We start from the raw sequence: 25,276 nt of genomic DNA on the forward strand, positions 1-25,276 counted from the left end.
TGAGGCGGTCGCGAGAAAGCGACCGCTTGGGCGGAGGCGGTGTTGATTTCAAATACTTATATCTTTGCTGCTTATCGTCGGCTCACCATCTCGTGCCTCGCGCTGGCACTTGCTCTGCCCTTTGCAGCCTCCTTCACACCCGAAGCCCTTGCCCAAGATAGCGGACAGCCGCGCCGCACCTTCCTGCAACGCCTGCTTTTTGGCGATGACAAACCTGAGCAGCCGCGCCAATTGCAGCGTGCCAAGCCACGGCAGAAGCCACAGAAGAGCCGCACCCGTCGACAGCGCGACCCCGAACCCACTTCACGCCGTACCCCTGCCGCGAAACGCGCCGACACCCCAATCCGCGCACCAGCACATCAGGGTGGCTCTGCGGCTCTGGAATCTGCCGTCGAGAAGCGCGAAGATGCGCGCAAGGTCGTGGTGGTCGGCGACTTTCTGGGCTCCGGCCTGGCCGAGGGACTGATCGATGCCTATGCCGGCGACGACACGATCGTGATCCTCGACCGCACCAATGGCTCATCGGGTCTGGTACGCGAGGATCATTACAACTGGCCGACAGAACTTGTCACCATCATCGAGGCCGAAAAACCGGCAGCCGTGGTGGCGATGATAGGATCAAACGACCGCCAGCAAATGGCGACCAATACTGATCGCCTGGAAAAGTTTTCCGACGCCTGGACCACCGAATATGAAAGGCGTGCAAACGCCTTTGCCAAGGCCGCGCGCAGCACAAATGCGCCGCTGATCTGGGTCGGCATGCCAGCCTTCAAATCATCCAGCATGACCTCTGACATGTTGACATTGAACGATATTTTCGCGCGCACGGCCACGACAGCAAAAGCTGAATTCGTCGATATCTGGGACGGTTTCGTCGATGAAAACGGCGTGTTTGTCTTTTCCGGCCCAGACATGAACGGCCAGCCTGTGCGCCTACGTGGCTCAGACGGAATCAACCTCACCCAGGCGGCACGCCGCAAGGTTGCATTCTATGTTGAAAAGCCGCTCAACAAGCTTTTGGGCAATGCCGCAACGGAGGCAAAACCGGGCGCTCCATACGCACCCGCAGGGCTTGGCGCACCTGCCGTGGTCCCTGATATTATGGCGCCCGACCTGCCACCCAAAAAGATCGAGCGGACACCTCCCATGGCACTGAACGACCCGGACCTGGATGGCGGTAGCGAACTCTTGGGTGCAGTAGTAACGCAGACCTCGGCGGCATCAGGACAGTCCCGACGCATCGTGTTGGAAGGCATCGGCGCGTCGCCTCCCGCAGGCCGCGCGGATGATTTTTCAGCCTCCGCATTGCGCGATCCGTCGCCACTGCAAAGCGCAGCGGAGCCAACCGCTGGTACCGAAAACTAGCCGGAAGAGTTGGGTACAGTTGGCATTTGAAGGTCGACCATTTACGTCCTACCGCGGCAGCACCGACGACCCCATCAGCATCGTGTCGATGGACTGCGCAGCCTGACGCCCCTCACGGATCGCCCATACAACGAGTGACTGACCCCGCCTCACGTCGCCAGCGGCATAAAGCCGGTCGACGCTGGTTCTGTAGTCGCGCTCGTTGGCACCGACATTGGTCGAGCGGCGGTTGTCTGTTGACACGTTCATCGACCCTTCCAGTTCGCTGATCACACCAGCGTTGAGAGGACCGGCAAAGCCGATGGCGATGAAGCCAAGGTCTGCTCGGATGACGAATTCGGTGCCCGCGATAGGCTTGCGCTTGTCGTCGACCTCGCAGCAACGCACGCCAACCAACTCACCCTCTTCACCGATGAACTCCAGCGTGGCGACCTGAAACTCGCGTTCGGCACCCTCTGCCTGGCTGGATGAAGTGCGCATTTTGGTCGCCCAATAGGGCCAGACAGTCAGCTTGTCTTCCTTCTCGGGCGGCTGCGGGCGAATGTCGAGTTGGGTGACGCGCACAGCGCCCTGACGAAACGCCGTACCAACGCAATCTGATGCCGTATCGCCGCCGCCAACCACAACAACATGCTTGCCGCCGGCATGGATTTCTTCTGACGCCCACGCGACTGACTGGATATCCTCGCCACCAACACGCTTGTTCTGCTGAACGAGATACGGCATCGCATCATGCACGCCATGCAATTCTGCACCCGGAATACCGGCTGGCCGTGGCGTTTCGGAGCCACCACAATAAAGCACCGCATCATGCTCCGCCAAAAGCTCGGCGACAGGCATATCGACACCAACATTGACGCCGTAATGGAAAGTCACGCCCTCGCCCTGCATCTGCTCGACGCGGCGGTCAATATAGTGCTTTTCCATTTTGAAATCGGGAATGCCATAGCGCATCAACCCGCCAGCCTTGGCCTCGCGTTCATACAAATGAACATCATGCCCAACGCGGCCAAGCTGCTGTGCCGCCGCCATGCCGGCCGGACCAGAGCCGATAATGGCGACTTTCTTGCCCGTCTTTTTCTCAGCCGGATAGGGACGGATATGCCCGTTCTCATACGCCTTGTCGGCCAGCGCCTGCTCGATGGTCTTGATGGCGACCGGTACGTCTTCAAGGTTCAGCGTGCACGCTTCCTCGCAAGGCGCCGGGCACACGCGGCCGGTGAATTCGGGAAAATTATTCGTTGAATGCAAATTGCGGATCGCATTGTCCCAATCACCGCTATAGACGAGATCGTTCCAATCAGGGATCTGATTGTGGACCGGGCAACCGGTCGGCCCGTGGCAATAGGGAATGCCGCAATCCATGCAGCGCGCGGCCTGTTTCTCGACCTCTTTGTTGGACATGGGCAGCGTGAATTCGCGGAAATGGCGAATACGATCAGACGCTGGCTGGTACTTGTGCACCTGCCGGTCAATTTCGAGAAACCCTGTTACCTTACCCATGAATTCCAACACCCGGTTCAATCATTTTGTGCTTCGACTTGCGGCCCGCAAGCATCAGTTCTTCCAGTTCTCAACCTTCAAATCCGGCACTTGTGAAAAATGCCTGACATTTGCCGTAACGATGGTCGCATCGGTAGCAAGAGCATGCGCAGCAATCAGCATGTCCATCGCACCGATCGGCTTGCCCCTCTCCTCCAGTGCACTTCTCATGTCGGCATAGACATGATCGAACGGCGTCTCCCAACTTTCGATCACGAGATTCTCAAAGAACATCTCGTAGGCTGCCTTGAGCCGCTTTGACGAAATCTTCGTGTAACCGTAGCGCAGTTCTGACACGACGAGGATGCTCGTCACAATGGAAGCCCGCAGCGCCTCCTGCCTAATCTTCGCTGCCACCTGCCCGGTCGGTAGATTGATGACATCCGAGATGATGTTCGTGTCCAGCAGATACCTCATCCTTTATCTTCCAGATCGACAGGCTCCGGGGGAAAATCTTCTATCTCAGGCATCTGCTCGTCGAACGGGGGCTGCTGAGCCAGCCAATCCAGCACGTCGACCAAAGACTTCTGGGAGGGCTTCGGCTCAAGTCTCAGCGCCCCATCCTCACCCCTGCTGACCAAAACCTCGTCTCCTTCGAACTCGAACTCCTTGGGTATTCTCACAGCCTGGCTACGTCCGTTTCGAAACAGGCTTGCCGTTCGAGTGTTCTTTTCATGAGTATTCATGGCAACCTCCATGTTTGGCATATGACAAAGCATATGCCAAACTCACCATCCCCGCAATAACAGTGCTATTCAGCTGCAACGCCCATGCGCATACGTTCCATTTCGATCAGTGCGCGGCGATACTCCACCGGCATGACCTTACGGAATTTCGGGCGATAATTCGTCCAATCAGCAAGGATCGCCTTGCCGCGTTCGGAGCCCGTATGGTGCACATGTTTGGAGATGAGCTGATAGAGCCGTTCCTCATCATGGCTGGTCATGTCGCCTGAAACATCGACACGGCCCTTATGGGCAAGATCGCCACCATGGTGATGGAGCTTTTCCATCATGTCATCTTCTTCCGGCACTGGCTCAAGCTCGACCATCGCCATGTTGCAGCGCTCGGCAAAGTCGCCTTCCTCATCCAGCACATAGGCGACACCGCCTGACATGCCGGCAGCAAAGTTGCGACCCGTCTTGCCAATGACGACGACAACGCCGCCGGTCATGTATTCGCAGCCATGGTCGCCCACGCCCTCGACAACCGCGATAGCGCCAGAATTGCGCACCGCAAAGCGCTCTCCCGCAACACCGCGGAAATAGCATTCGCCCTCGGTTGCGCCGTAGAGAACAGTGTTGCCAACAATGATGGACTCTTCGGCCACAATGCGCGTGTTTTCAGGCGGGCGAATAACAATTCGGCCACCTGACAGGCCCTTGCCGACATAATCATTGGCATCGCCGATCAGCTCGAACGATATGCCGCGCGCCAAAAATGCCGCGAAGGATTGCCCGGCAGTGCCGGTGAGCTTGACCGAAATCGTATCGCTGCGCAGCCCCTTATGGCGATATCTCTTCGCCACCTCGCCAGACAGCATGGCGCCGACAGAACGGTCACCGTTTTTGATCTCCACGTCGAGCGACACCGGCTCGCGTGCATCCAGCGCGGGCTTTGCCATTTCGATCAGGCGGCGATCCAGAACATCATCAATCGGGTGCTTCTGGCGCTCGGTCCAGTGCATGGCCTCGCGCGGGGCTTCCGGCTTGTAGAATATCTTGGTGAAGTCCAGCCCCTTGGCCTTCCAGTGCTCGATCATGGCGCGCTTTTCGATCAGGCCGGTTTCGCCGACAATCTGGTCGAGATGCGTGTAGCCCATCGCAGCCAGTAGCTCGCGAACCTCTTCAGCCACATAGAAGAAGAAGTTGATGACATCTTCTGGCGTGCCCTTGAAGCGCTTGCGCAGAACCGGGTCTTGCGTGGCAACGCCAACCGGGCATGTGTTGAGATGGCATTTGCGCATCATGATGCAGCCTGCCGCAATCAATGGTGCCGTCGAGAAGCCGAACTCGTCGGCTCCCAGCAGCGCGCCGATGATGACATCGCGGCCCGTGCGCAAACCGCCATCCACCTGAAGCGCCACGCGCGAACGAAGGCCGTTCAGCACCAGCGTCTGCTGCGTTTCGGCCAGACCCATTTCCCACGGGCTGCCGGCATGCTTGAGCGAGGTCAGCGGCGAAGCACCGGTGCCGCCATCATAGCCCGAAATGGTGATGTGATCGGCACGCGCCTTGGCAACACCGGCCGCAACCGTACCAACACCCACTTCCGACACCAGCTTGACCGAAACATCGGCAGCCGGATTGACGTTTTTCAGATCATAGATGAGCTGCGCCAGATCCTCGATGGAATAGATGTCGTGATGCGGTGGCGGGGAAATCAGGCCAACGCCCTGCGTGGAATGGCGTGTCTTGGCAATCGTCGCATCGACCTTATGACCGGGCAACTGACCGCCCTCACCGGGCTTTGCACCCTGCGCGACCTTGATCTGCATCATATCCGAATTGACGAGATATTCCGCCGTGACGCCAAAGCGCCCCGATGCAATCTGCTTGATGGCCGAACGTTCGGGGTTCGCCCCGCCGCCGGGCAGTGGCAGATACCGATCCGGCTCCTCGCCGCCCTCGCCGGTGTTGGACTTGCCGCCCATCGCATTCATGGCGCGCGCCAGCGTGGTATGCGCCTCACGCGAAATCGAGCCAAACGACATGGCACCTGTCGAGAAACGCTTGACGATATCAGCCGCCGTCTCCACCTGATCGAGCGGCACGGGGGAGCGGCCCGTATCCTCGGCCAGCCTGATCTTGAACAGACCGCGAATGGCCTGTGCATTAGCCGTTTCGGAATCAATCTGGCGCGAATAATCCTTGAACGTATCCCATGAGCCTTTGCGCACCGCATGCTGCAAGGTGGCAACCGCATCTGGCGACCACATATGCGCCTCGCCGCGCATCCGGTACATATATTCGCCGCCCACCTCCAGCGCATTGCGCAGCACTGGATCATCTCCAAATGCCTGCGCATGACGGCTGACGGTTTCCTGCGCGACTTCCTCCAGCCCGATGCCTTCAATCGTTGTGGCCGTGCCGAAGAAATAGCGATTGACGAAATCGGTCTTCAACCCGACCGCATCGAAAATCTGCGCGCCGCAATAGGATTGATAGGTGGAAATGCCCATCTTGGACATGACCTTCAAAATGCCCTTGCCGATGGACTTGATATAGCGGTGCACGACCTCATACGCGTCGACCTCTTCTGGCATGTCGCCGCGGGCGTGCATATCGAGCAGCGTATCGAAAGCAAGATAGGGGTTGATCGCTTCCGCGCCATAGCCTGCAAGACAGCAGAAATGATGCACCTCGCGCGGCTCGCCTGTTTCCAGAACCAGACCAACGGATGTGCGCAACCCCTTGCGAATAAGGTGATGATGCACGGCAGCCGTCGCCAACAGCGACGGAATGGCAATCCGGTCCGGCCCGACCTGACGGTCAGACAGGATGATGATGTTATAGCCACCCGCAACCGCAGCTTCGGCCCGTTCGCACAAGCGGTCAACAGCGCCCGACATGCCGGACGCACCTTCCAGCGCGCTATAGGTCACGTCGATCGTCTTGGTGTCGAACCGGTCTTCCGTGTGGCCGATGGAGCGGATCTTTTCGAGATCGCCATTGGTCAAGATTGGCTGGCGAACCTCCAGCCGCTTGCGGCGCGAAGAGCCAACTAGGTCAAAAATATTCGGACGCGGCCCGATGAAGGAAACAAGGCTCATCACCAGCTCTTCGCGGATAGGATCAATCGGCGGATTGGTGACCTGCGCAAAGTTCTGCTTGAAATAGGTGAACAGCAGCTTCGACTTGTCCGACATCGCCGAAATCGGCGTATCGGTACCCATCGAGCCGACTGCTTCCTGACCGGTGGTCGCCATGGGCGACATAAGAAGCTTTGTGTCTTCCTGACTATAGCCGAACGATTGCTGGCGATCGAGCAGCGATACATCCTTGCGCAGTGCGCGCGGCTCGACCGGCTTCTGGTCTTCAAGGATTAGCTGCGTGCGTGAGAGCCAATCCTTGTAGGGATGCTTAGATGCAATCTCGGACTTGATCTCATCGTCAGAAACGATGCAGCCCTTTTCAAGATCAATCAAAAGCATCTTGCCCGGCTGCAAGCGCCACTTCTTGATGATCTTTTCTTCCGGCACCGGCAGAACGCCGGCCTCGGATGCCATGATGATGCGGTCATCATCGGTGACGATATAGCGGGCAGGACGCAGGCCGTTTCGGTCAAGTGTCGCGCCGATCTGGCGGCCATCCGAAAACACCACGGCGGCGGGGCCGTCCCATGGCTCCATCAAGGCCGCGTGATATTCGTAGAACGCCTTGCGATCCGCGCCCATGAGCTTGTTGCCGGCCCACGCTTCCGGGATCAGCATCATCATCGCATGGGCAAGCGAATAGCCGCCCTGCGTCAGAAATTCGAGCGCATTGTCAAAGCAGGCCGTATCCGACTGGCCCTCATAGGAAATCGGCCAGAGCTTGGCGATATCATTGCCAAACAGCTCGGAATCCACCGAGGCCTGCCGCGCCGCCATCCAGTTCACATTGCCGCGCAGCGTGTTGATTTCGCCATTATGCGCGACCATTCGGTAAGGATGCGCCAGCTTCCACGATGGGAATGTATTGGTCGAAAACCGCTGATGCACGAGGATAAGCGCCGTCTCAAAGCGCGGGTCTGACAAATCCTTGTAGTAAGCGCCAACCTGAAAAGCCAGAAACATGCCCTTGTAGACAATGGTGCGCGACGACAGCGACACCGTATAGGAACCATTGTCGCGTCCCTCAGTCTCGGCATAGATGCGCGCGGAAATGACCTTGCGCAGAATGAACAGCCGGCGCTCATAATCATCATCTGTTTCAATATTGGGATTGCGCCCAATAAATGCCTGCCGGTGCACAGGCTCCGATGCTGCAATATCAGGTGCCTTGGACAGTGTTGAATTATCAACCGGAACATCGCGGAACCCGAGAACCGGCTGCCCTTCCGCCTGCGCAACATCGCGGATGATCTGCTCAATATGTGCCTGAAGCGCTTCATCGCGCGGCATGAAGAAATGCCCGACCGCATAATGGCCCGGCTGTGGCAGCTCAACACCCTGCTTGGCCATTTCCTCACGGAAAAACCCATCAGGAATCTGCACCAGAACGCCAGCGCCATCGCCCATAAGCGGATCAGCACCAACAGCGCCGCGATGGGTGAGGTTTTCAAGCATCGCCAGACCATCCTTGACGATCTGGTGCGACTTCACATTCTTCATGTTGGCTATAAAGCCGACACCGCAGGCATCATGCTCATTGCGCGGATCATAAAGGCCCTGCGCCGAAGGCGGCTGATAGAACGAGGTCGGACGTTTTTCCGACGCCGCTTTGGTCTGCGTGGCTGCGCTGTTGGCTAGCGTCACAGATGGCGTCAGATCCGTCATCGTCGTTCCTCCCTTGTCTCGCTATCCCTTGCGGGGCCTTAATCGTCCTCTTTGCGGCTCCCCGCCCGCACGGCGAGGCCGGGCAGGCGATATACTACGCCAAATCCAGCCGGCTTCGTACGGTTAAATAAGACAGCATTACTGTCCTAAATGATATGACAGATAAGGAAACTGGGCACAAGACCGAAATGGAACTTTTCGAGCGAGCCAGCGCAATAAAATTACAAGACTGCCGCAAGGTCGGTAACAAAGCACCGAAACGGCCTTTTTACGGCCTTGGTATTGAGCGCTATCCATAGTTCGCAGCCGCCCTTCGGCATGCTAGAAGCCTTGCCACACCGATGATAAATGACTGGAAACACCGATGAATTTCGCCTCCGACAACTGGGCTGGCGCGCATGCCAAAATCGCTGCCGCCCTTGCTACCCATGCCACCGGGTTCGCTGCTGCGTACGGCGCCAGCACGCTCGACAAAAAGGTTGAAAAGCGCTTCTGCGAGATTTTCGAGCGCGACGTCGCGGTGTTTTTCGTCGGTACAGGAACGGCAGCCAATTCCCTGGCGCTGACGGCCGTGAACCGGCCAGGCGGCATCGCTTTTGCCCACCGCGAGGCGCATGTGATCGAGGACGAATGCGGCGCGCCCGATTTCTTTACCGGCGGCGGCAGGTTGATGCCTGTCGATGGCAAACTTGGCCGCATAAACCCGGCCGGGCTGGAAGCCGCCATTGCACGTTCCGAGGTGGGTGGCGTCCATTCGGGCCAGCCGATGGCGGTGACGATTACCCAGGCGACCGAGGCCGGAACGGTCTACAGCCTCGATGAGATCGACGCCATTGCCGGGATAGCGCGGGCACGCGACCTGCCGTTCCACATGGACGGCGCACGCTTTGCCAATGCGCTGGTTTCGCTGGGGGTGACCCCCGCGGAAATGACCTGGAAGCGCGGCGTTGACCTTCTCTCCTTCGGCGGCACCAAAAACGGCTGCTGGTGTGCCGAGGCGATTGTGATGTTTGATCCCGCAGGCGCGCGCGACATGAGCTTCATCCGCAAGCGTGCGGCCCAGCTGTTTTCAAAATCGCGCTTCATCGCCGCCCAGTTCGATGCCTATTTCGAAGATGATCTTTGGCTGGAGACGGCCACCCACGCCAACACCATGGCCGCGCGCCTGGCCGCTCATATTACCGCCTCGCCAAAACTGCGACTCGGCTGGCAGCCCGACGCCAACGAGATTTTTGCGATCATCCCGACTGCGATGATTGAGTCGCTAAAGACTGCCGGCGCCCTGTTTTACGACTGGCACACCCCACATGGGTTGGGCATCCAGACCGATGAAACACTCTGCCGCTTGGTCACAAGTTTTGCCACGACGCCCGATGAGGTAGACCGCTTCGGCGCGCTGATCGCCTGATGCAAAAGGCGGCCCCGAACGGGACCGCCTCTTATCAAACCATGCTCAAACCGGCATTAGCTGGCCTTGGCTTCGATCTGCTTGGCTTTCGTGGCAGCAACGCTGATCTCAATCTTGCGCGGCTTCATCTCCTCGGGGATGTTGCGCTTGAGGTCGATGTGCAGCAAGCCGTTCTTGAGGTTGGCACCACTGACCTCGACATGGTCGGCGAGCTGGAAGCGGCGCTCGAAGGTGCGGCTGGCAATGCCGCGATAGAGCACTTCCGCGCCGTCCTCGTTGGTCTCCGGCTTGCGTTCGCCCTTGACGGTCAGCACATTGCGGTGCGCCTCAATGGCAATCTCGTCATCGGCAAATCCCGCTACCGCCATCGAAATGCGATAGGCATCCTCGCCGGTGCGCTCGATATTGTAAGGCGGATAGGTGTTCTGGCCGCCCTCTGGCTACGCCAGCGAGTCGAGAATGGTGAACAGCCGGTCGAAGCCGACGGTGGAACGGTAGAGTGGTGAAAAATCAACGTGTCGCATGGAATGTTCTCCTGTTGAGCAACATGGTTTTGCGTGTGGCGCGTCTCCAGGCCCAAAAGGCGCCCGAAACTGGCCAGCGACCCCGATACCGGCGGCCGCAGACCTGATTTGGGAACCGCAAGAAGTGATTTCAAGAGTTTTTTTTAGCGTGGGCGTAAACCCTGTTCAGGCGACCGCGCGAAGATCGAAATCGGCGTGGATCACGTCGAACGGCACCCAGATCTTTGCGCCTGTGCTCTCGACAATGCCCCATTCCAGAAGCGCGGCGACATCATCATGGACCCGGCGAATGTCGCGGGACAGTGCGCGCGCAAGCCCGCGCATACTGCTTGGCCCGATCTCTTGCAGGTGCTCGATCAACTCCCAGCGCTTGGGCGTCAGCACCGCAAACAGATGCGCCGGTGCATCGAAGGTGAAGGTGGCAAGTGGCGCGCTGGGCGCGCCCGATTTCCACACTGCCGAAAACCGCTGTCCCATCGCCTCGAGCCGAGCCGCGCCATTGTCGTTCGCTTTGCGTATCTGGATCACCGCGCGGTTCATGGCAGCCTCCTTTTGAGCTCTGCAACACCCATGCTCCGTAGGGCCATTCACGACAGCAATCGCCTCCAATTCGATGAACCTATCATGAACCATCGCTTCGGCGTGCGTTCAGGCACCCGGACGTAAACTCTCCTCAACATTCAGACACGCAGCCGACACGAACGGCTGCACAGAGTTCGGTGAGGGTGTAACGTCCCTTCCACCCACACCGACAGAAGGCCGGAAACGCCCCCGAGGCGTCTTCCGGCCTTTTTCGTTATGATGCCCGCTTGCCGGGAGACGGGCAAATGTGCTTTCCATTTGAACCCGCGCCTTCTATCTGGGACAGGAATGCTCCGCGAACTTCCGGTAAAAATGTCCGAACTTCTCCATCCGATGCCGGAAAACCCGCTGCCAAAAAACGCAGTCGCGGGTCATTTCACTGCGCGTGGACATATCACCATCCGCTTCGCGCGTTTTGCCGAAACCGCAAAGCCGGCCAAAGGCACGGTTGTTCTGCTCACCGGGCGCAATGAGTGCATAGAAAAATATTTCGAGACCATAGAAGATTTGCAGAAACTAGGCTTTGGGGTAGCGATCTCCGACTGGCGTGGTCAGGGTGGTTCTGACCGGCTGACACGCGATCGGCTTCGCGGCTATGTCGACAGTTTTGACGATTATGTTGCCGATCTCGACCAGTTCTTTGACGAGGTCGTTCTGCCCGACTGCAAGGGGCCCTATTACCTGCTCGCCCATTCAGCCGGCGCGCTGGTGGCGCTGCTGGCCGCCCCGATGCTGGTGAACCGGGTGCGCCGAATGGTTTTGTCGGCGCCCTTGATCCAGCTGGTCAACATGCCGCTTTCGATGACCCGTGTGCGCCAGCTCACCGGACTGATGCGCTGGACAGGGCTGGGCCGTGTTTACCTCGCCGGCAAGCCGGGAACGACCAAGCCGGATTTCGCCACCAATGTGGTAACCAGCGATGCCGCGCGTTTCCAACGCAACAGCGCCATCGTGGAAAATTTTCCTGAACTTGCACTGGGTGGTCCGACCGCCGGCTGGCTCTATGCCGCCAGCCGCGCCGCAGCCACGGTGACTGACCCCGAATTCATGGCAAAAATCCGCGTGCCCTCGCTCTTTATCGTGGCAGGCGCCGACACCGTGGTGTCCACCCGCGCCGCCGAGCTGTATGCCAGAAGGCTGCGCTCGGGTATGGTCGTGACCGTTGATGGCGCGCGCCACGAAATGCTGCAGGAGAGAGATTTCTTTCGCGAACAGGCGCTGGCGGCCATCGAGGCGTTTATTCCCGGCAGCGGCGCAGCCTGATCACCCGGTCAGGCCAGACGCGAAAACTGCATTTCCCAATTCAATTCCCAGTTCACGCCGCCATCGGCAGAAAAGGCCTGCCGCCAGCTCGGCGCATCGGTGCCGACATTGGTCCATGTAAACCGTACGGTGATGGGCTTTCCTTCAAATGTATCGTCACACAAAAAAGTACCAGTGCCGTTCTCAAACCTGCCGCGCACCGGCACGTTAACACTGTGCGGATGACGCCCGTCGAGCCACCAGATCGCCCATAATTTCGTGACCGGGTCAAAGCTGCGCAGCGCTACGGCGCAATAGGGATCGCCAGGCATGTCTATGGTACTGTCTTCAACATTGCCAAGCCCGCCTAACAAAGGCTGCATATGCGAGCTTCCGTCAAAATCCTGCCAGTCTCTGGCTCCGGTCAACCGTGTCCGAAGCCGTCTGTGGCGCACTGTCCAGCGCCCGAACAGCGGATCAAAATCGTACCGCCCATCTGATGGTTCCGTTGCCATTATCATGTCCCTCCAGCTAAGCAGCGCTCGAAACCCGGCGCAGCGTCCCCGCTCCTATCCCATGGCTGCTGACAGCACAGTGTCAGCAGCTTCCGCACGATCAGGCGCACTGCTCATCTTTCGGCCCGATTTAACCGCGAAACAGCCGGCATTTGATAACGAATGGATTTAACGAATGAAATTCACCCTTCTCTCTGCAGCGCTATTTTCCACATTGCTGTTCACCGGCACGGCTGAGGCCGGCACCATCTGCACACTGGTACTGGATGCCAAAACCGGCACGACACTTATGTCCGATGGCGACTGCAAGACGCGCGTCACGCCGGCTTCTACCTTCAAGGTGCCGCTCGCTGTCATAGGCTTTGATTCAGGCTTTCTGAAAACGCCGCACGAGCCGCTTCTGGACAACAAGGACCCCAAGGCCAGTTGGGGTGGCGCACCAGAAAAGGTGGCGACCGATCCGACAGCCTGGCTGAAACATTCGGTCATCTGGTATTCGCAAAAAATCACCCATGAACTGGGCGCAGGAAAGCTCACGCGCTACGGCACGGAATTGGGTTTGGGCAATGCCGATTTTTCTGGCGACAAGGGCAAAAACAACGGGCTCGACCGCTCGTGGATCGGCTCGTCACTCAAGATCTCCCCGCAGGAGCAGGCAGCGTTCACCCGCAAGCTGGTGAATGGCACCCTGCCGGTGACACCCGAAGCGATGACGCTGACCCGCCAGAGCGTGGAAAGCAGCAAGGTGGCCGACGGCTGGACAGTGCATGGCAAGACGGGCGCTGCTTTTCCGCGCTTGCCAGATGGCAGCTTTGACCGCGCCCATGGCTGGGGCTGGTTCGTCGGCTGGGCGACAAAAGGCGAGCGCACCATTATCTTTACACGGCTTGTACAGGACGAGAAGGCGGGGCAACAATCCGCCGGCGTACGCACCAAGGGCGACATGCTGAAGAACTGGCCGCAGTTCGTGGCAGGTTTTGGCGGTTAACGGCGGCTACCCTCAGTCCCCTTACGCCAACATCGCCATCGCCGCTGCGTGCAGCTCTGCCGTACCCGCAGCCACGATGTTGCCGCCGTTTTCTGCCGGGCCGCCATCCCAGGTGGTGACGACGCCTCCGGCCTGTTCGATGATCGGGATGAGGGCTGCAATGTCATAGGATTGCAGCCCGCTCTCGATCACCAGATCGACGGTGCCCGCAGCGATCATGGCATAGCCGTAGCAATCCGTGCCGTAACGGGCGAGGCGAACCGCGTGCTCGATCCGGTCATACGCGGCCCGCTGCTCCGCGTTGAACAGCGCCGGCGTGGTGGTGCACAGCGTGGCTTCGGCAAGCGCCACGGTCTTGCGGGTGGAAAGCTGTCGCGCACCCCCCGGCCCCTCATAGAACGCTCCGGTGGAGTTGGCGTAAAATAGTTCGCCGGTAAACGGCTGCGCCATCATGCCGGCAACTGCATTGCCATGCTCGATCAGCCCAACGAGCGTGCCCCAGAGCGGAATGCCGGAGATGAAGGCGCGGGTACCGTCGATGGGATCGATGATCCACAGATGCGTTCCATCGCCTTCTGTGAGCCCAAACTCCTCACCCAGAATTCCGTGTGCCGGATAGGCTTCAGTGATGACACGGCGGATGGCCTTTTCTGCCTCCCGGTCGGCCTCGGTGACCGGATCAAAACCGGCAGCAAGCTTGTTGGTGACGACACCCTTCTGGCGAAAGCGCGGTAGGGTTTCTGCCGCAGCCGCAGCCGCGATATGGTGAAAGAAACCTGCCCCGATATCTGAACTGGCCAAAGCATGCTCCCCCTTGCTGACGTGTGCCATGACCCCTCGATTGGCACATCGCAAATAATTTAAAAAGCCCGAACCGAAAGATTGACTTTTGTGCAGCGCAACATAAACTTGGCAGCGGGCAGGTTGTTCCTGTCTATGCCCTTCTTGGGCGTTTCCTCCCTAGACTTCGACCGCGTCGTGCAAGCGATGCGGTCTTTTTTCTGGCCGGGAGGCCAAGAAGGGTCGACCGGGAAACTCTATTCGGCAGCCAGCGGGTGTGACAGGAAATACGCATCCGGCAGCGCCATCAGATCGGCGCAGAAGCGCTGCAGATCCTGTGCCAGCGCCTCGAAGCCGGGCGTCTTCTGGAAAGTGCGCTCGTTCATGTAGAGCCCGCGATTGACCTCGATCTGCAGCGTGTGCAGACCCTTCGCCGGACGCCCATAATGCTCGGTGATAAAGCCACCGGCATAGGGCTTGTTGTGGGCGACGCTGTAGCCCATCGAGAGCAACAGGCTAATGGCATGTTCGCTAAAGGCAGGCGCTGCCGAAACGCCAAAGCGGTCGCCGATAATGAAATCCGGCCGCGCGCCATTTTCACCGACCCGAATGCTCGTCGGCATCGAATGGCAGTCAACCAGCACCGCAAAACCGAACTGCGCATGGGTGCGGGTGACCAGGCGTTTCAGCTCGTTGTGATAAGCCTTGTAGATGGTTTCTATACGGTCGACGGCCTCGGCCAGCGGCAGCCGGCCAGGATAGATATCGAGCCCCTCACCCACAAGTTTGGGCACCGTGCCAAGTCCACCGGCCACCCGCGCCGAGCGGATATTGGCAAAGGGCGGGATCGGCTCGGCAAACATGCGCGGGTCGAGCTCCCATGGCTCGCGATTCACATCGAGATAGGCACGCGGAAAATTGGCTGCCAGAAGCGGTGCGCCAAGCCCCACAGCACCGCCGAACAGCGCCTCGACATAACAATCCTCCGAGCGGCGGATCGCATTGCGGTCCAGCCTCGTCATCGACAGGAAGCGCTCGGGATAGTGGCGGCCGGAATGGGGAGAATTGAACACGAAGGGCACGCGCTGTTGTGCCGGGCTCAGAACCTCGAACGGCGGAACCGTCCTGAAATCCTCGGCAACTGTCATGCCTTGTGCCCGAAATTCAAAACGTGACCTCCCATGCTGCGTCAAAGGTGCCACCACCCCGGCATTCTGTCCAGTCGGGCAAATCTTCCAGTACGGAAGGTTGAACCTTTTCCGGACGGCATTCACTTGATGTTTACTGTATATTCTACATATACAGGCTGGTGGGTTTACGGGCGGCGTTGCGTCGCACCGATGCTGATTCGAACGGGCTGATTCGGACGGGAATGATGACACGAATTCTTCTGGCGGAAGACGACGACGATATGCGCCGCTTTCTGGTCAAGGCGCTGGAGCGCGCCGGCTATCAGGTGAGCGATTTTGACAATGGCGCCAGCGCCTATGAGCGGCTGCGCGAAGAACCCTTCTCGCTTCTTTTGACCGATATCGTGATGCCCGAAATGGATGGCATCGAGTTGGCGCGGCGCGCCACCGAAATCGATCCTGACCTGAAAGTGATGTTCATCACCGGCTTTGCAGCTGTTGCGCTGAACCCCGATTCAAAGGCACCCAAGGACGCCAAGGTCCTGTCAAAACCCTTCCACCTGCGCGATCTCGTCAACGAAGTAGAGAAGATGCTGCAGGCCGCCTGAGGCCTGCGTTTCCACCGTCGGCACGCCGTTTTCGCGGCCATGCCAAAACGGCGACCTTTCCACCCGCCCCGCACTTGACGCGCCAGACCAAAAATGGTGTATGCGCGGCTTCGGATGGGCGTGTAGCTCAGCGGGAGAGCACTGCATTGACATTGCAGGGGTCACAGGTTCAATCCCTGTCACGCCCACCATCCGAACCACTTTTCTTCCAGTCTTGGCTGCTTCCGAATAGCCCGTGTAAGCGGGAAATTGGAGTTATTGAGACTGATCAGCAGTACAATCGACGCGCCAGCGGCTGGACTGCCCAGCGCCCACACCGTTCAGCAGAGCGGGAACGGTTCGTTGCTCGAGCAAATCCAGTCACAGATTCAACTAGCCGCCGAACGGTCTGCGAAGGGATGCTGCTGCCACCGCTAGACTTTGGCCACCAACCCGACCCTCATCTCCTCGTAAAGACACTGGATGAGCCGGTTGGTGACATGGGAAGCCGGTCGGTTAAAACGGTATCAAACGGCACCCGGACTTGATCCCGAAAAGCGTAACGACGTCGAGCGCCCCTGGGTCCGTGTGCTTACGAATGGCTTCGCAGGCGTGCGGAAACTGCTGAGACACGGGGCGAAATCCAATGCCTTGGAGGCTTCAGCCTGGCATCTTTTGATGCTGCGGAAGGTTCGGGTCCAACGGCGTAGTCGGCAAGGCGCTGCTGAGGAAGATGTTCATCATCGGCTTGATCACTGATGGATCGTCAACCGAGCCGGCCCGAATGCCGATTCCGCCCGGACGGCTTGTGTTCTTGCTGAACAATTGTGAACCGCAGTTTTCGCAGAACATCTTGGTCATGTTCGATCCGCTGTCAGCGCCGTGATCGTATGTGCGCGGATATCCCTTGATGGTAACGCTGTCTTCGGGCACGAACATGGTGGTGGCATGAACCGAGCCCATTGCCTTGCGGCAATCGGAACAATGGCAGTTCATCATCAGGGGCGGGTCGATTTCGCAGCTGTATGTCACGGTACCGCAAAGGCATCCGCCGGTGAATTTTGTCATCAAAGTCTCCATCTGGCCTCATCAGCCATGTTCGGTTGGGGAGTTGGCAGTGGTGCGGATGAGCAAGCCTTGAGCGTCTACGGACCGGGTGCGCGCAACATTCCGTGGCGCCTGCCGGTCCTGACGTGAATATTGCGCCAGCACGATCTGATGTCTTTACGCATAGTCTGTTAATCGTCGCTGCCCAGCTGGCAAGTCACCGATCTGAGCAGCTCCGTGGCGCCATCGCAGCGCTCACTATTCCGTTTCGACCCCCCCAGACGTCCCGCGCGGGCCAGTCCCATGCTGGCATCGCCAAGCCACACCTAAGGCAACGGCCTCAGGGCAAACCGAAGAGAAGGAGCCTCATTCAATCCCGCAAGTCCGGCTTGCGGTTTGTTCTCTTAAACTTGATGAAAAATCAAAAGGCCACAAAGATTTTGCAATCTTCGACTTCAAGAAAGCTAATTTTTAAATAGAGATCGAATTTATTTCGAAATATAGCGACCAAAAGTCGCATAAATAACTTTCTACATTGAAAGTATTTGTTAGATTACTATATCCCAAACATGATGTTTAAGTTTCATTGGAAAATTCACCTTCTTTCAGGACTTTCGAAAAGCCCCTCTTAGCCCCGAGTGGCGAAGGCGCTCTCGCCTGCGGCAAGCTCGGGGCTGCCATTTCATCCAAGAGGCCGGCAATAGGCCGGCAATAAAAACGCGCTCAGGTGCGCGAGACTGCCTGTTTCCGCGCTCAGGGGCGATAAAGTTCTTCACGCCGAATGCGCGTTTGACGTCGACACGATATTCCGCAGGTGGTCGACGGACTGGTTGCACCACCCAACAACCGTGAGGCAGTGACAAAGCCGACCACTGTCAGCCGCAACGGTGAATGCCCTCAACTAAATGGCGCCGCTTGATATGCCGGCGATCAGTTGTCGGATCGGTGCGATGCACGATCAGCAGATGTAAGGAGCCGAGCATGACCTTTTCGACAGATGTCCGAAATACATATTCATCGAATTCCCAAGGCTCCAATCCTCGAGGAGCGCAGGCGCGGGCAGGGATTCGATATGATCCTTGTATTGCCCGATGGGCGGACGATGGGGGTCAGATAGCGGATCATGCGCATCCGGCTGCCGATCGGCTTTCTCGAGCCTTTATTGACGATTCGCGATAATCGGCACGCCAGAATTTCATCCGAACGACATCAACCTGAATGGCGCCTTCTTCGAACGCGATCATGGCAATAGCGTGATGAAAACCACTATTGCGCGTCTGTTCGAGAGGGTCGCAACTATGGGCCGATCTTGTTCGGTACGTTGCCTCCGACCTGTCGCAACGGCGCTACACATTCACTGACGATCCACGCCGCGGCGCAGATGATCAGCCTGTCGAACGGGCCAATCAATTCCGAGCGTCTCCAGCGACCCTATTGTCATTCGCAATCTCCTGCGAGGTTTTCACTTGTGAAAATTATTGCGACCGCTTAAAAGTGGCAAATGAAATACCACTTTGAAGCATGTGAGCAGGATGGACTTTAAACATATCCAAAAAGCGCACCCAGCGGCCGAGGGACCTTTGACCCACGCGGATGTCGACCGCATCTTCATCGGCGGGCTGGTTCGCGAGTTTTATTCCAGGGTACGTCGAAACGAACGGCTCGGACCGATTTTCGCCCGTCATATCGTCGGCGACTGGGAACCGCATCTGGAGAAGATGACTGATTTCTGGTGTTCTGTAATTCTCAAGAGCGGGAGCTACGACGGTCGTCCCGTCCCCGCCCATCTTAAGCTCAAAACCGTGGTGGAAGGCGATTTCGCGGTTTGGCTCGGCATATTCCGCGAGACCGCGCGGGAGTTCTGCGAACCGGAGGTGGCGACCGTGTTCATCGACCGGGCTGAGCGGATCGCCAAGAGCTTGCAACTCGCGATGTTCTTCCGTCTTCCGCCTCATGGAAAAGATATGCCATGAGGATGACACTGCATAGCGATTACGGACTGCGGGTACTGACATATCTCGCACTTCACCCCGACCGGCCGTGCACCGTGAGCGAGATCGCCACCAGCTATCGGCTGTCGCGCAACCATCTCCTCAAAGTCGCTCTCAATCTCAAGAATGCAGGCTTCGTTGAAGCTGTACGCGGTCGCACAGGCGGCGTGCGCCTTGGCAGGCCTCCGAACGAAATTGGGATCGGCGCGGTTATCCGCAGTTTGGAAGAAGATTTCGCTCTGGTTGAATGCTTCAAGGATGGCGGCGGAAGCTGCATCATCGCCCCGGCCTGCCGGATCAAGGGGATCTTCAGCGAAGCGCTCGCTGCCTATATGGCGACCCTCGAGAAGTACACGCTGCAAGATGCATTAGTTAACGCACCTTCCCTTCGGACGCTCTTCGATCTCACCGTTCCCCCGGCTGCGGCGCAGGGTGCAACTCTCCCCGAGCCCACGCGGGCCTAGAAAATGATCTGGACACGTTCATACCTGCACGCGGGTAGCAAACTGTCCTTCAGCTTGCAAACGGCACTGATCGGTTTGCCTTTCCCACTCGCTATGGGGCCCATGCCGGCTCTCGCACACGTGAAATGGTTTGCGCCCAATATCACCGACGCCGCACCCCTTCCCACAAGTGAGACGCTAACCAACATTTGGCTCTGGCTGCCGATCGCGCTGGTGATTGCCTTTTGGCGACAAGGGCGATCGAATAGGCATCCGCCGGTCAATCGGCGTTCGATTGGCTCGGTAGCGAAAGTTCCATTCCTGCCGCCCGTCGGGCGATCTCAGGGGTGCCTGATCGGCGATCCGCCCGACCGAACCTGATGCCGGCGGTTCGTCGCTTATCAGCTTCGAACGAGTGATCTACGCAGGCTAGGGATGGAGTGGAACTTAAACAAGGAGAACGATCATGAGCATGTTTCCCGACCGTAATAGGAACTTATTCAACCCATCGGAACGCAAACGAGCTGTAGCTAGGCCCAAGGACAGCGGCGAGCGGATCATCGATACGGCCGAAGACACTCGGGAGGGGTCTGGCAACACATTGTTGCCGATGCTCATCGGCGGTCTCGTTATGATTGTCATCGGTGCCATCGTCGTGATGACGTTTGTCTAGAAAGCCGGAGTGAAATCCGCTGACTTGCGAGGGCCAGTGCGGAGCTATGCTGAACGGAGCACTGCCATGATCTCAGGACCCTTCTCGCAGTCATCGAGTCCGACCGGAGGCTCGCGGCGATGAGCCAGAGAAGGTGCGCGCGCGCCCGAGTGACGTACTGCGCACCATTTATATCTCCGCAGCCACCATTCCACACTACGATACAATTCGCCGACTTCATTTGAGGCCGAAATCGCAATTGAAGTGTAAAAGCCCCTCCTCCAAATCCTCGTCAGTCCAATCGACGAGCCTAGACTGAACGCGTCGCACCGCCATCGACCCGGATCTTGGAGCCAGTGACGTAAGATGCCCGCTCCGATGCGAGAAAAACCGCGACATCGGCAAACTCATCCGGGCGGCCATAACGGCCTGTCGGAATGGCAGCAGCAGATCCTGCAGCGACGTCCTCGACGGACTTTCCTGAGCGCTTCGCAGCATTGGCATCCAACTCATCCACGCGTGTTGTATGGATGCGGCCAGGCATGATGATGTTGACGGTAATTCCATCCTTTGCCACTTCAGCGGCCAAAGTCTTCGACCAGCCGACCACCGCGGAACGAATGCCATTTGACAATGCAAGACGTGGGATGGGCTGCTCAACGCCAGACGATGTAATGGAAATAACACGTCCCCATTGGCGCTTCTGCATGGCTGGCAAAAGCCGTCCTGTCAGATGGAATACATTTGCAGCCATGGCTTCGAAATTGCTCAGCCACTGGTCGCGCGTAGCCTCAATTGCATCGCATGGAGGAGGACCGCCAGTGTTGTTGACGAGGATGTCGACACCCTCTTCACCCAATAGGCGGTCAATGAGCGTGTCGATTGCGTCCACCTTGGAAACGTCAAGTTCGATCGCAATAACCTCGCCAGCGCTCGGCGGCAGTTCAGAGGCCCAACCTTGAATAGCAGAAACCGTTCGTGCAGCCGCATAGACCTTTACGCCTTCAGCGGCCAAGCCTTTTGCAATAGCAGCACCCAGACCGCGGCTTGCGCCAAGCACAAGTGCGGTCTTTCCTTTTAAACCCATATCCATCAGGCAAGTTCCTCCAGTCGTTTCGTTTGGCGCGCGATCAGGCGCTCGATCTCGGTAATGTCTGCTTTGGAAAGTGTTCCGCCGGGTTTGCGCAGCGTGGGTGACGCAATGGCACCGCGCTTTGCCATGATATATTTGCGGATCGCAAGGCCATGTCCAGGCTGCTGTTCGTAGCGAGCAAGGGGCAAATAGGCGTCGAAAAGGTCCTGCGCGCGATCTTGATCACCACTGGTGTAATGGCGCACCACATCCACCATCATTTCAGGATAGCCAAAGCCGGTCATGGCGCCATCTGCACCACGCGCCATTTCTTCGGGAAGAAACATGCCACCATTGCCGCAAAGAATGGAGATCCGTCGTGAGCCCTTTGCTTGACTATGGGTTCTGAGTGCCGTGATCTTGGCCAGTCCTGGCCAATCCTCATGCTTGAGGCAGACACAGGTAGGCAACTCATCGACTATCTGCTGGATGACCGAAACCGGTATCACCACATTGGTGACGAGAGGGAAATCCTGCAATACGAAAGGCACATCGCCGATGAATTCAACCGCCTGCTTGTAGTATGTGAGAATTTGTTGGTCAGAACGCAGATTGCTCGTTGGAGCGATCATCACGCCAGCGCAGCCCAAATCCATCGCCATGTCTGTCAGCGCTTTCATCTGGGCAAAGCCGGGCGAAGAAACACCCGCCACCACTGGCACACGTCCATCGACGCGGCGCAAAATCCGTTCAACATAGGTCTGCGATTCCGCGATCGTCAGCTTCTGCGCTTCACCCATCATGCCCAGAATGGTCAGGCCGGTAGCCCCTTTCTCAAGGTAGAAATCCACCATGCTATCGGTGCTTTCGAGATCAAGCTCTCCCGTTTCTGTGAACGGCGTCAGAGCAATCACATAGACGCCATTAGCCTTTTCATTCAGTCGTTCCATTTGGCTCGCTCCCTGTTCAAGCTAGAAGTAATTAAAATCCGCCTCAAACGACTGAAGTGTCGTCGGGCTTTGACATGTGCGGCAATGACAGAGGGGCAAGCGCACCCAAGCCGCGCTTGTCAGCCATCATCTGCTCGGCTGCGCGGATTGCGCGTGTCTGGGCAGAATCCAGCATGCCAACGGCCGCGTTGTAATCGAACAACGTAGGCACTCCGTCACGCAGCACCTGTCGTCCGTCCACATAGACATCACGGACCGCCCTTTCGGCGGCGCAATAGAGAAGATTGCGCAATGGGTCATGCAGCGGCTGCATGGCTGGATGGGTCGTATCCACGCAAACAAGATCCGCCCGCGCGCCGACGCAGAGCCGGCCAATATCCGTGCGGCCAAGTGCAGCCGCTCCGCCCACCGTCGCGGCATGGAAGACCTGCCCTGTATCAATGTCGTGAACATCGCCTGACCCAAGCCGCGAAACGATAATCGCTGCGCGCATCTCCTCCAGCATGTTGAACGGATATGTATCGGTCCCGATGCCAACATTGAGGCCAGCGCGTAGATAGCCACCCAGAGTGCTGAGCGCCTGTCCGCTTCGTGCGAAAGTGACCGGACAATGCGCTACCGACGTGCCGCTACGGGCGAGTAAGGCCAGATCATTGCTGCTGCGCTGGCGGGTCCATGGATGGTGATCGAGAAAGATGCAGTGGCCTAAGATGAGATCGGAACCAAGGACCCCCAACCGGGAGAGAAGCTGTGGAGCTGTTTCACCGCTACGGCGTAACAGTTCTTCGTGCTCGGACATTGTCTGGGCGCTGTGAATGGTAATGGGTATGCCACGACGGCGCGCTTCTGCCGCCGCCTCAACGATCAACGCTTCGCGGCATGTTTCGATCTGCGATGGCGCCATGACGCCTGAAAGCCGCCCACTCGGCTCTTGCAATATCTGATCAAGAAACCTCAATGCCTCAGCATATTTCGTGCGGCCCGCTTCCTCATCCCAGATATAATCGAGCCGGTGGCTGTTCTCGACATGCCAGCGCGCCTGCCTGAAGCCCGGCGCTAACCACACGCGTGCGCCGCTGTTGCGGGCTGTCTCAATCCATGTGTCATGTCCGCCTGCAATATCGAGAAACGAAGTGACGCCTGAACGCAGAAGATCTCCGATCATCACCATCTGGCAGGCCGCTTTGGCGTCCGCGTCGGAATCGATCAGCGTCGAATATTCATAAAGCCCGTTGCCCCAAAGCGCCTTCGTGCCGACATCCTCGAACAGCCCTTTGGCCAGAGGTTCATCACTGGAATGACAGTGAATATTGACCAGTCCGGGCATGACCATGAGATTGTCGCCCGCAATCTCGGCTCCGATCGGCCCTTCATAAAATGCGCCGATGAACAGAATGCCGCTCTCGTCAAAAGCGATATCTAAATTCTCAGCAAAACAATGCCTGCTTTGGGCCTCGTCCCAGATGATCGCATGACGGGCATTGCGGATGATCGTCGGTGCTGTGGAAGCCACATCAACCATTCTCAGTTCCCTTCGGGATATCGGCTATGGCCGAAAAAGCCATCGGGAATGCCGAGTAAATGGGCCGTTCCCGTGCGCTCGATCATCAGGCGCGCTTCGCGGTCTGCTGCGTCGAGCACATCCCTTTGTGCCACTCGCAAAGGCACGCCATCTTCAAGCACAACCTCACCATCAATGAGGACGGTCTGCACATCATTGCCATTGGCAAAATAAACGACACGGAATGCTTCCATGTTGAATGGCCGCAAATGCGGGCGGTCCATATCAATGAGAATAATGTCGGCCTTTTTGCCCGCCTCCAGCGATCCAATCTCGCGTTCCATGCCCAGCGCGCGTGCGGCATCAATGGTGGCCATTTCCAAGACCTTGCCGGGAGGTAGAATTTTAGGGTCTTTGAAGAATGTCCGATGATAATGCATGCATTGCTGCATATGCCGAAACATGTCGGCAGACCGGTCTGGCGCCGTGGCATCCGAACCGAGCGCAACAATGGCTCCCGCATCCAGAAGCTCAATGACCGGACAGCGGCCCATGACGGATGCGATAGCACTCGGATTGTGGGCAATCCGTGTTCCCGTTTCAGCGCACAGTGCGATTTCCTCGTCGGTCAGGTCTATGGCATGAGAAAACAGCGCATCGGGGCCAAGAATGCCGATCTCGGCTGCGCGCTTCACGGAACCGCGCCAATGGCCGTCCTGTGTGAAAACCACGCCGGCGGCGCGCGAAAGGGCACGCACTTGCTGGGTTTGCGAGACGGCGGCCTCATAATCGGCAGGCGCAAGCGACTTCAAATGTTCATCGCGCAGAACAGGTGTAAGCAAGGCGATATTGATGCGCTGATTGTAGCGGCCATGCCAGGTTTCAAGCAGTGCCTCAGTGACCGCGAACTGCGTTTCAAATGTCACGGAATGGTCGCTTCGCACACCCTTCGCCCAACTTGCATAAGTGCGCGGATGCGGTGGGCGCGTTGGTCCGATAGCAACAACGGATCGTGTGCCGACAGCTGCAACACCCTCGCAATGTGCGTCAGCATAAACCCTGTCATCCGTGCGCATGATCGTGTCACCGCCGCCCAGAAGCGATACGCCGCAAGTAACACCAAACCGCAGGCGCTCCAAAGCCGCGAGCTGCGCCTCGGCATGCCAGAACTCAGGCGTCGAGCCAACCGTATAGGCCGCGTGACAGGTCTCTTCCCAGAAATTCTCCTGCTCCATGCCCATCGTCTTGATCAGGCCGTGGCCGGCATGGGCGTGCACATCTATCAGACCGGGCAGAACCACCTTGCCGGTTGCATCAATATGGCGCTTTGTCGAATATCGTTCAGCCAGCGCATCGGCAGATCCCACATCGACAATGCGATCGCTCAAAATCGCAACCGCGCCTTTTTCAAGGATCTGGCGCGTGCCATCCATAGTGATGACAGTGCCACCACTGATGAGAATGTCTATGTCTCGCAT

General features: G+C 58.0%; 21 protein-coding genes, 1 tRNA gene and 1 pseudogene. 9 read left to right on the forward strand and 14 right to left on the reverse strand.

The annotated features are described in order from the left end of the window. The first annotated feature begins 42 nt into the window (after positions 1–42). Positions 43–1,365 carry a DUF459 domain-containing protein gene (locus GA830_RS00885; protein ID WP_195163283.1) on the forward strand — a complete coding sequence of 441 codons (1,323 nt, stop codon included), beginning with the start codon at positions 43–45 and terminating at the stop codon, positions 1,363–1,365. 48 nt (positions 1,366–1,413) lie between these two features. Here GA830_RS00885 and GA830_RS00890 read toward each other — a convergent pair whose 3' ends face one another. From GA830_RS00890 to gltB, 4 genes are all read right to left on the reverse strand, one after another. Continuing rightward, the gene (locus GA830_RS00890) at positions 1,414–2,868 is read right to left on the reverse strand and encodes a glutamate synthase subunit beta (protein WP_195163284.1); all 1,455 of its coding nucleotides are present in this window, start codon (positions 2,866–2,868) and stop codon (positions 1,414–1,416) included. Between the two features lie 54 nt (positions 2,869–2,922). Beyond that, positions 2,923–3,324 (reverse strand): type II toxin-antitoxin system VapC family toxin, encoded by a 402-nt coding sequence (locus tag GA830_RS00895; RefSeq protein WP_195163285.1) that lies wholly within the window; start codon positions 3,322–3,324, stop codon positions 2,923–2,925. Further along, positions 3,321–3,593 (reverse strand): antitoxin, encoded by a 273-nt coding sequence (locus GA830_RS00900; protein WP_195163286.1) that lies wholly within the window; start codon positions 3,591–3,593, stop codon positions 3,321–3,323. Before GA830_RS00900 ends, GA830_RS00895 begins: the two co-directional genes overlap by 4 nt. A gap of 65 nt (positions 3,594–3,658) precedes the next feature. Beyond that, positions 3,659–8,386, reverse strand: coding sequence for a glutamate synthase large subunit (gltB, locus tag GA830_RS00905; RefSeq protein ID WP_195163287.1), 4,728 nt, complete (start codon positions 8,384–8,386; stop codon positions 3,659–3,661). 364 nt (positions 8,387–8,750) lie between these two features. Here gltB and GA830_RS00910 point away from each other — a divergent pair, with 364 nt between their 5' ends. Continuing rightward, the gene (locus GA830_RS00910) at positions 8,751–9,794 is read left to right on the forward strand and encodes a threonine aldolase family protein (RefSeq protein ID WP_195163288.1); all 1,044 of its coding nucleotides are present in this window, start codon (positions 8,751–8,753) and stop codon (positions 9,792–9,794) included. Between the two features lie 56 nt (positions 9,795–9,850). Here the strand turns inward: GA830_RS00910 and GA830_RS00915 are convergent. Both GA830_RS00915 and GA830_RS00920 read right to left on the reverse strand, forming a co-directional pair. Next, a pseudogene (locus GA830_RS00915) lies at positions 9,851–10,318 on the reverse strand (Hsp20 family protein). 165 nt (positions 10,319–10,483) lie between these two features. Continuing rightward, positions 10,484–10,858 (reverse strand): HVO_A0114 family putative DNA-binding protein, encoded by a 375-nt coding sequence (locus tag GA830_RS00920; RefSeq protein WP_195163289.1) that lies wholly within the window; start codon positions 10,856–10,858, stop codon positions 10,484–10,486. A gap of 354 nt (positions 10,859–11,212) precedes the next feature. On the opposite strand from GA830_RS00920, the gene GA830_RS00925 reads away from it, so the two are divergent. After that, positions 11,213–12,163 (forward strand): alpha/beta fold hydrolase, encoded by a 951-nt coding sequence (locus tag GA830_RS00925; protein ID WP_195164692.1) that lies wholly within the window; start codon positions 11,213–11,215, stop codon positions 12,161–12,163. A gap of 8 nt (positions 12,164–12,171) precedes the next feature. Here GA830_RS00925 and GA830_RS00930 read toward each other — a convergent pair whose 3' ends face one another. Then, positions 12,172–12,657: a DUF1579 domain-containing protein gene (locus tag GA830_RS00930; protein ID WP_258045514.1), complete on the reverse strand. Its 486-nt coding sequence runs from the start codon at positions 12,655–12,657 to the stop codon at positions 12,172–12,174. A 175-nt stretch (positions 12,658–12,832) separates the two neighbouring features. Here GA830_RS00930 and blaOXA point away from each other — a divergent pair, with 175 nt between their 5' ends. Beyond that, positions 12,833–13,645, forward strand: coding sequence for a class D beta-lactamase (gene blaOXA / locus GA830_RS00935; RefSeq protein ID WP_195163291.1), 813 nt, complete (start codon positions 12,833–12,835; stop codon positions 13,643–13,645). 21 nt (positions 13,646–13,666) lie between these two features. Here blaOXA and hisN read toward each other — a convergent pair whose 3' ends face one another. Both hisN and GA830_RS00945 read right to left on the reverse strand, forming a co-directional pair. Beyond that, positions 13,667–14,476 carry a histidinol-phosphatase gene (gene hisN, locus GA830_RS00940; protein WP_195163292.1) on the reverse strand — a complete coding sequence of 270 codons (810 nt, stop codon included), beginning with the start codon at positions 14,474–14,476 and terminating at the stop codon, positions 13,667–13,669. Between the two features lie 206 nt (positions 14,477–14,682). Continuing rightward, the gene (locus GA830_RS00945; protein ID WP_195163293.1) at positions 14,683–15,573 is read right to left on the reverse strand and encodes an N-formylglutamate amidohydrolase; all 891 of its coding nucleotides are present in this window, start codon (positions 15,571–15,573) and stop codon (positions 14,683–14,685) included. Between the two features lie 227 nt (positions 15,574–15,800). Between GA830_RS00945 and cpdR the strand changes: the two genes are divergently transcribed. Together cpdR and GA830_RS00955 are read left to right on the forward strand one after the other, a co-directional pair. Further along, on the forward strand, positions 15,801–16,163 hold the full coding sequence (cpdR, locus tag GA830_RS00950) for a cell cycle two-component system response regulator CpdR (protein WP_195164693.1): 363 nt from the start codon (positions 15,801–15,803) through the stop codon (positions 16,161–16,163). Between the two features lie 116 nt (positions 16,164–16,279). Further along, positions 16,280–16,354: transfer RNA gene (locus GA830_RS00955), tRNA-Val, on the forward strand. A gap of 448 nt (positions 16,355–16,802) precedes the next feature. Here GA830_RS00955 and GA830_RS00960 read toward each other — a convergent pair. Continuing rightward, positions 16,803–17,210, reverse strand: a complete 408-nt coding sequence (locus tag GA830_RS00960; RefSeq protein WP_210330840.1) for a GFA family protein — start codon at positions 17,208–17,210, stop codon at positions 16,803–16,805. 1,502 nt (positions 17,211–18,712) lie between these two features. On the opposite strand from GA830_RS00960, the gene GA830_RS00965 reads away from it, so the two are divergent. The 3 genes from GA830_RS00965 (at position 18,713) to GA830_RS00975 (ending at position 20,296) form a co-directional block, all read left to right on the forward strand. Continuing rightward, positions 18,713–19,162, forward strand: a complete 450-nt coding sequence (locus GA830_RS00965; protein WP_308460480.1) for a group III truncated hemoglobin — start codon at positions 18,713–18,715, stop codon at positions 19,160–19,162. After that, a complete protein-coding gene (locus GA830_RS00970; protein ID WP_195163294.1) occupies positions 19,159–19,644 on the forward strand; it encodes an RrF2 family transcriptional regulator in 486 nt (161 codons plus the stop codon). Before GA830_RS00965 ends, GA830_RS00970 begins: the two co-directional genes overlap by 4 nt. Positions 19,645–20,089: 445 nt before the next feature. Then, complete coding sequence (locus GA830_RS00975; protein ID WP_195165042.1) at positions 20,090–20,296, forward strand: hypothetical protein; 207 nt, start codon at positions 20,090–20,092, stop codon at positions 20,294–20,296. A 289-nt stretch (positions 20,297–20,585) separates the two neighbouring features. Here the strand turns inward: GA830_RS00975 and GA830_RS00980 are convergent, their stop codons facing one another. The 4 genes from GA830_RS00980 to GA830_RS00995 are packed head-to-tail and all read right to left on the reverse strand — an operon-like array spanning position 20,586 to position 25,276. Next, positions 20,586–21,368, reverse strand: coding sequence for an SDR family oxidoreductase (locus GA830_RS00980; protein ID WP_195163295.1), 783 nt, complete (start codon positions 21,366–21,368; stop codon positions 20,586–20,588). Next, positions 21,368–22,297, reverse strand: a complete 930-nt coding sequence (locus GA830_RS00985; protein WP_195163296.1) for a dihydrodipicolinate synthase family protein — start codon at positions 22,295–22,297, stop codon at positions 21,368–21,370. The genes GA830_RS00980 and GA830_RS00985 overlap by 1 nt, the downstream gene beginning before the upstream one ends. A 43-nt stretch (positions 22,298–22,340) precedes the next feature. Continuing rightward, a complete protein-coding gene (locus GA830_RS00990; protein ID WP_195163297.1) occupies positions 22,341–23,819 on the reverse strand; it encodes an amidohydrolase family protein in 1,479 nt (492 codons plus the stop codon). A 2-nt stretch (positions 23,820–23,821) separates the two neighbouring features. Beyond that, on the reverse strand, positions 23,822–25,276 hold the full coding sequence (locus GA830_RS00995) for an amidohydrolase family protein (RefSeq protein WP_195163298.1): 1,455 nt from the start codon (positions 25,274–25,276) through the stop codon (positions 23,822–23,824).

Origin of the sequence: Mesorhizobium sp. NBSH29 (genome assembly GCF_015500055.1) — a bacterium.
In the GTDB taxonomy this organism is placed as follows: Bacteria; Pseudomonadota; Alphaproteobacteria; order Rhizobiales; family Rhizobiaceae; genus Neomesorhizobium.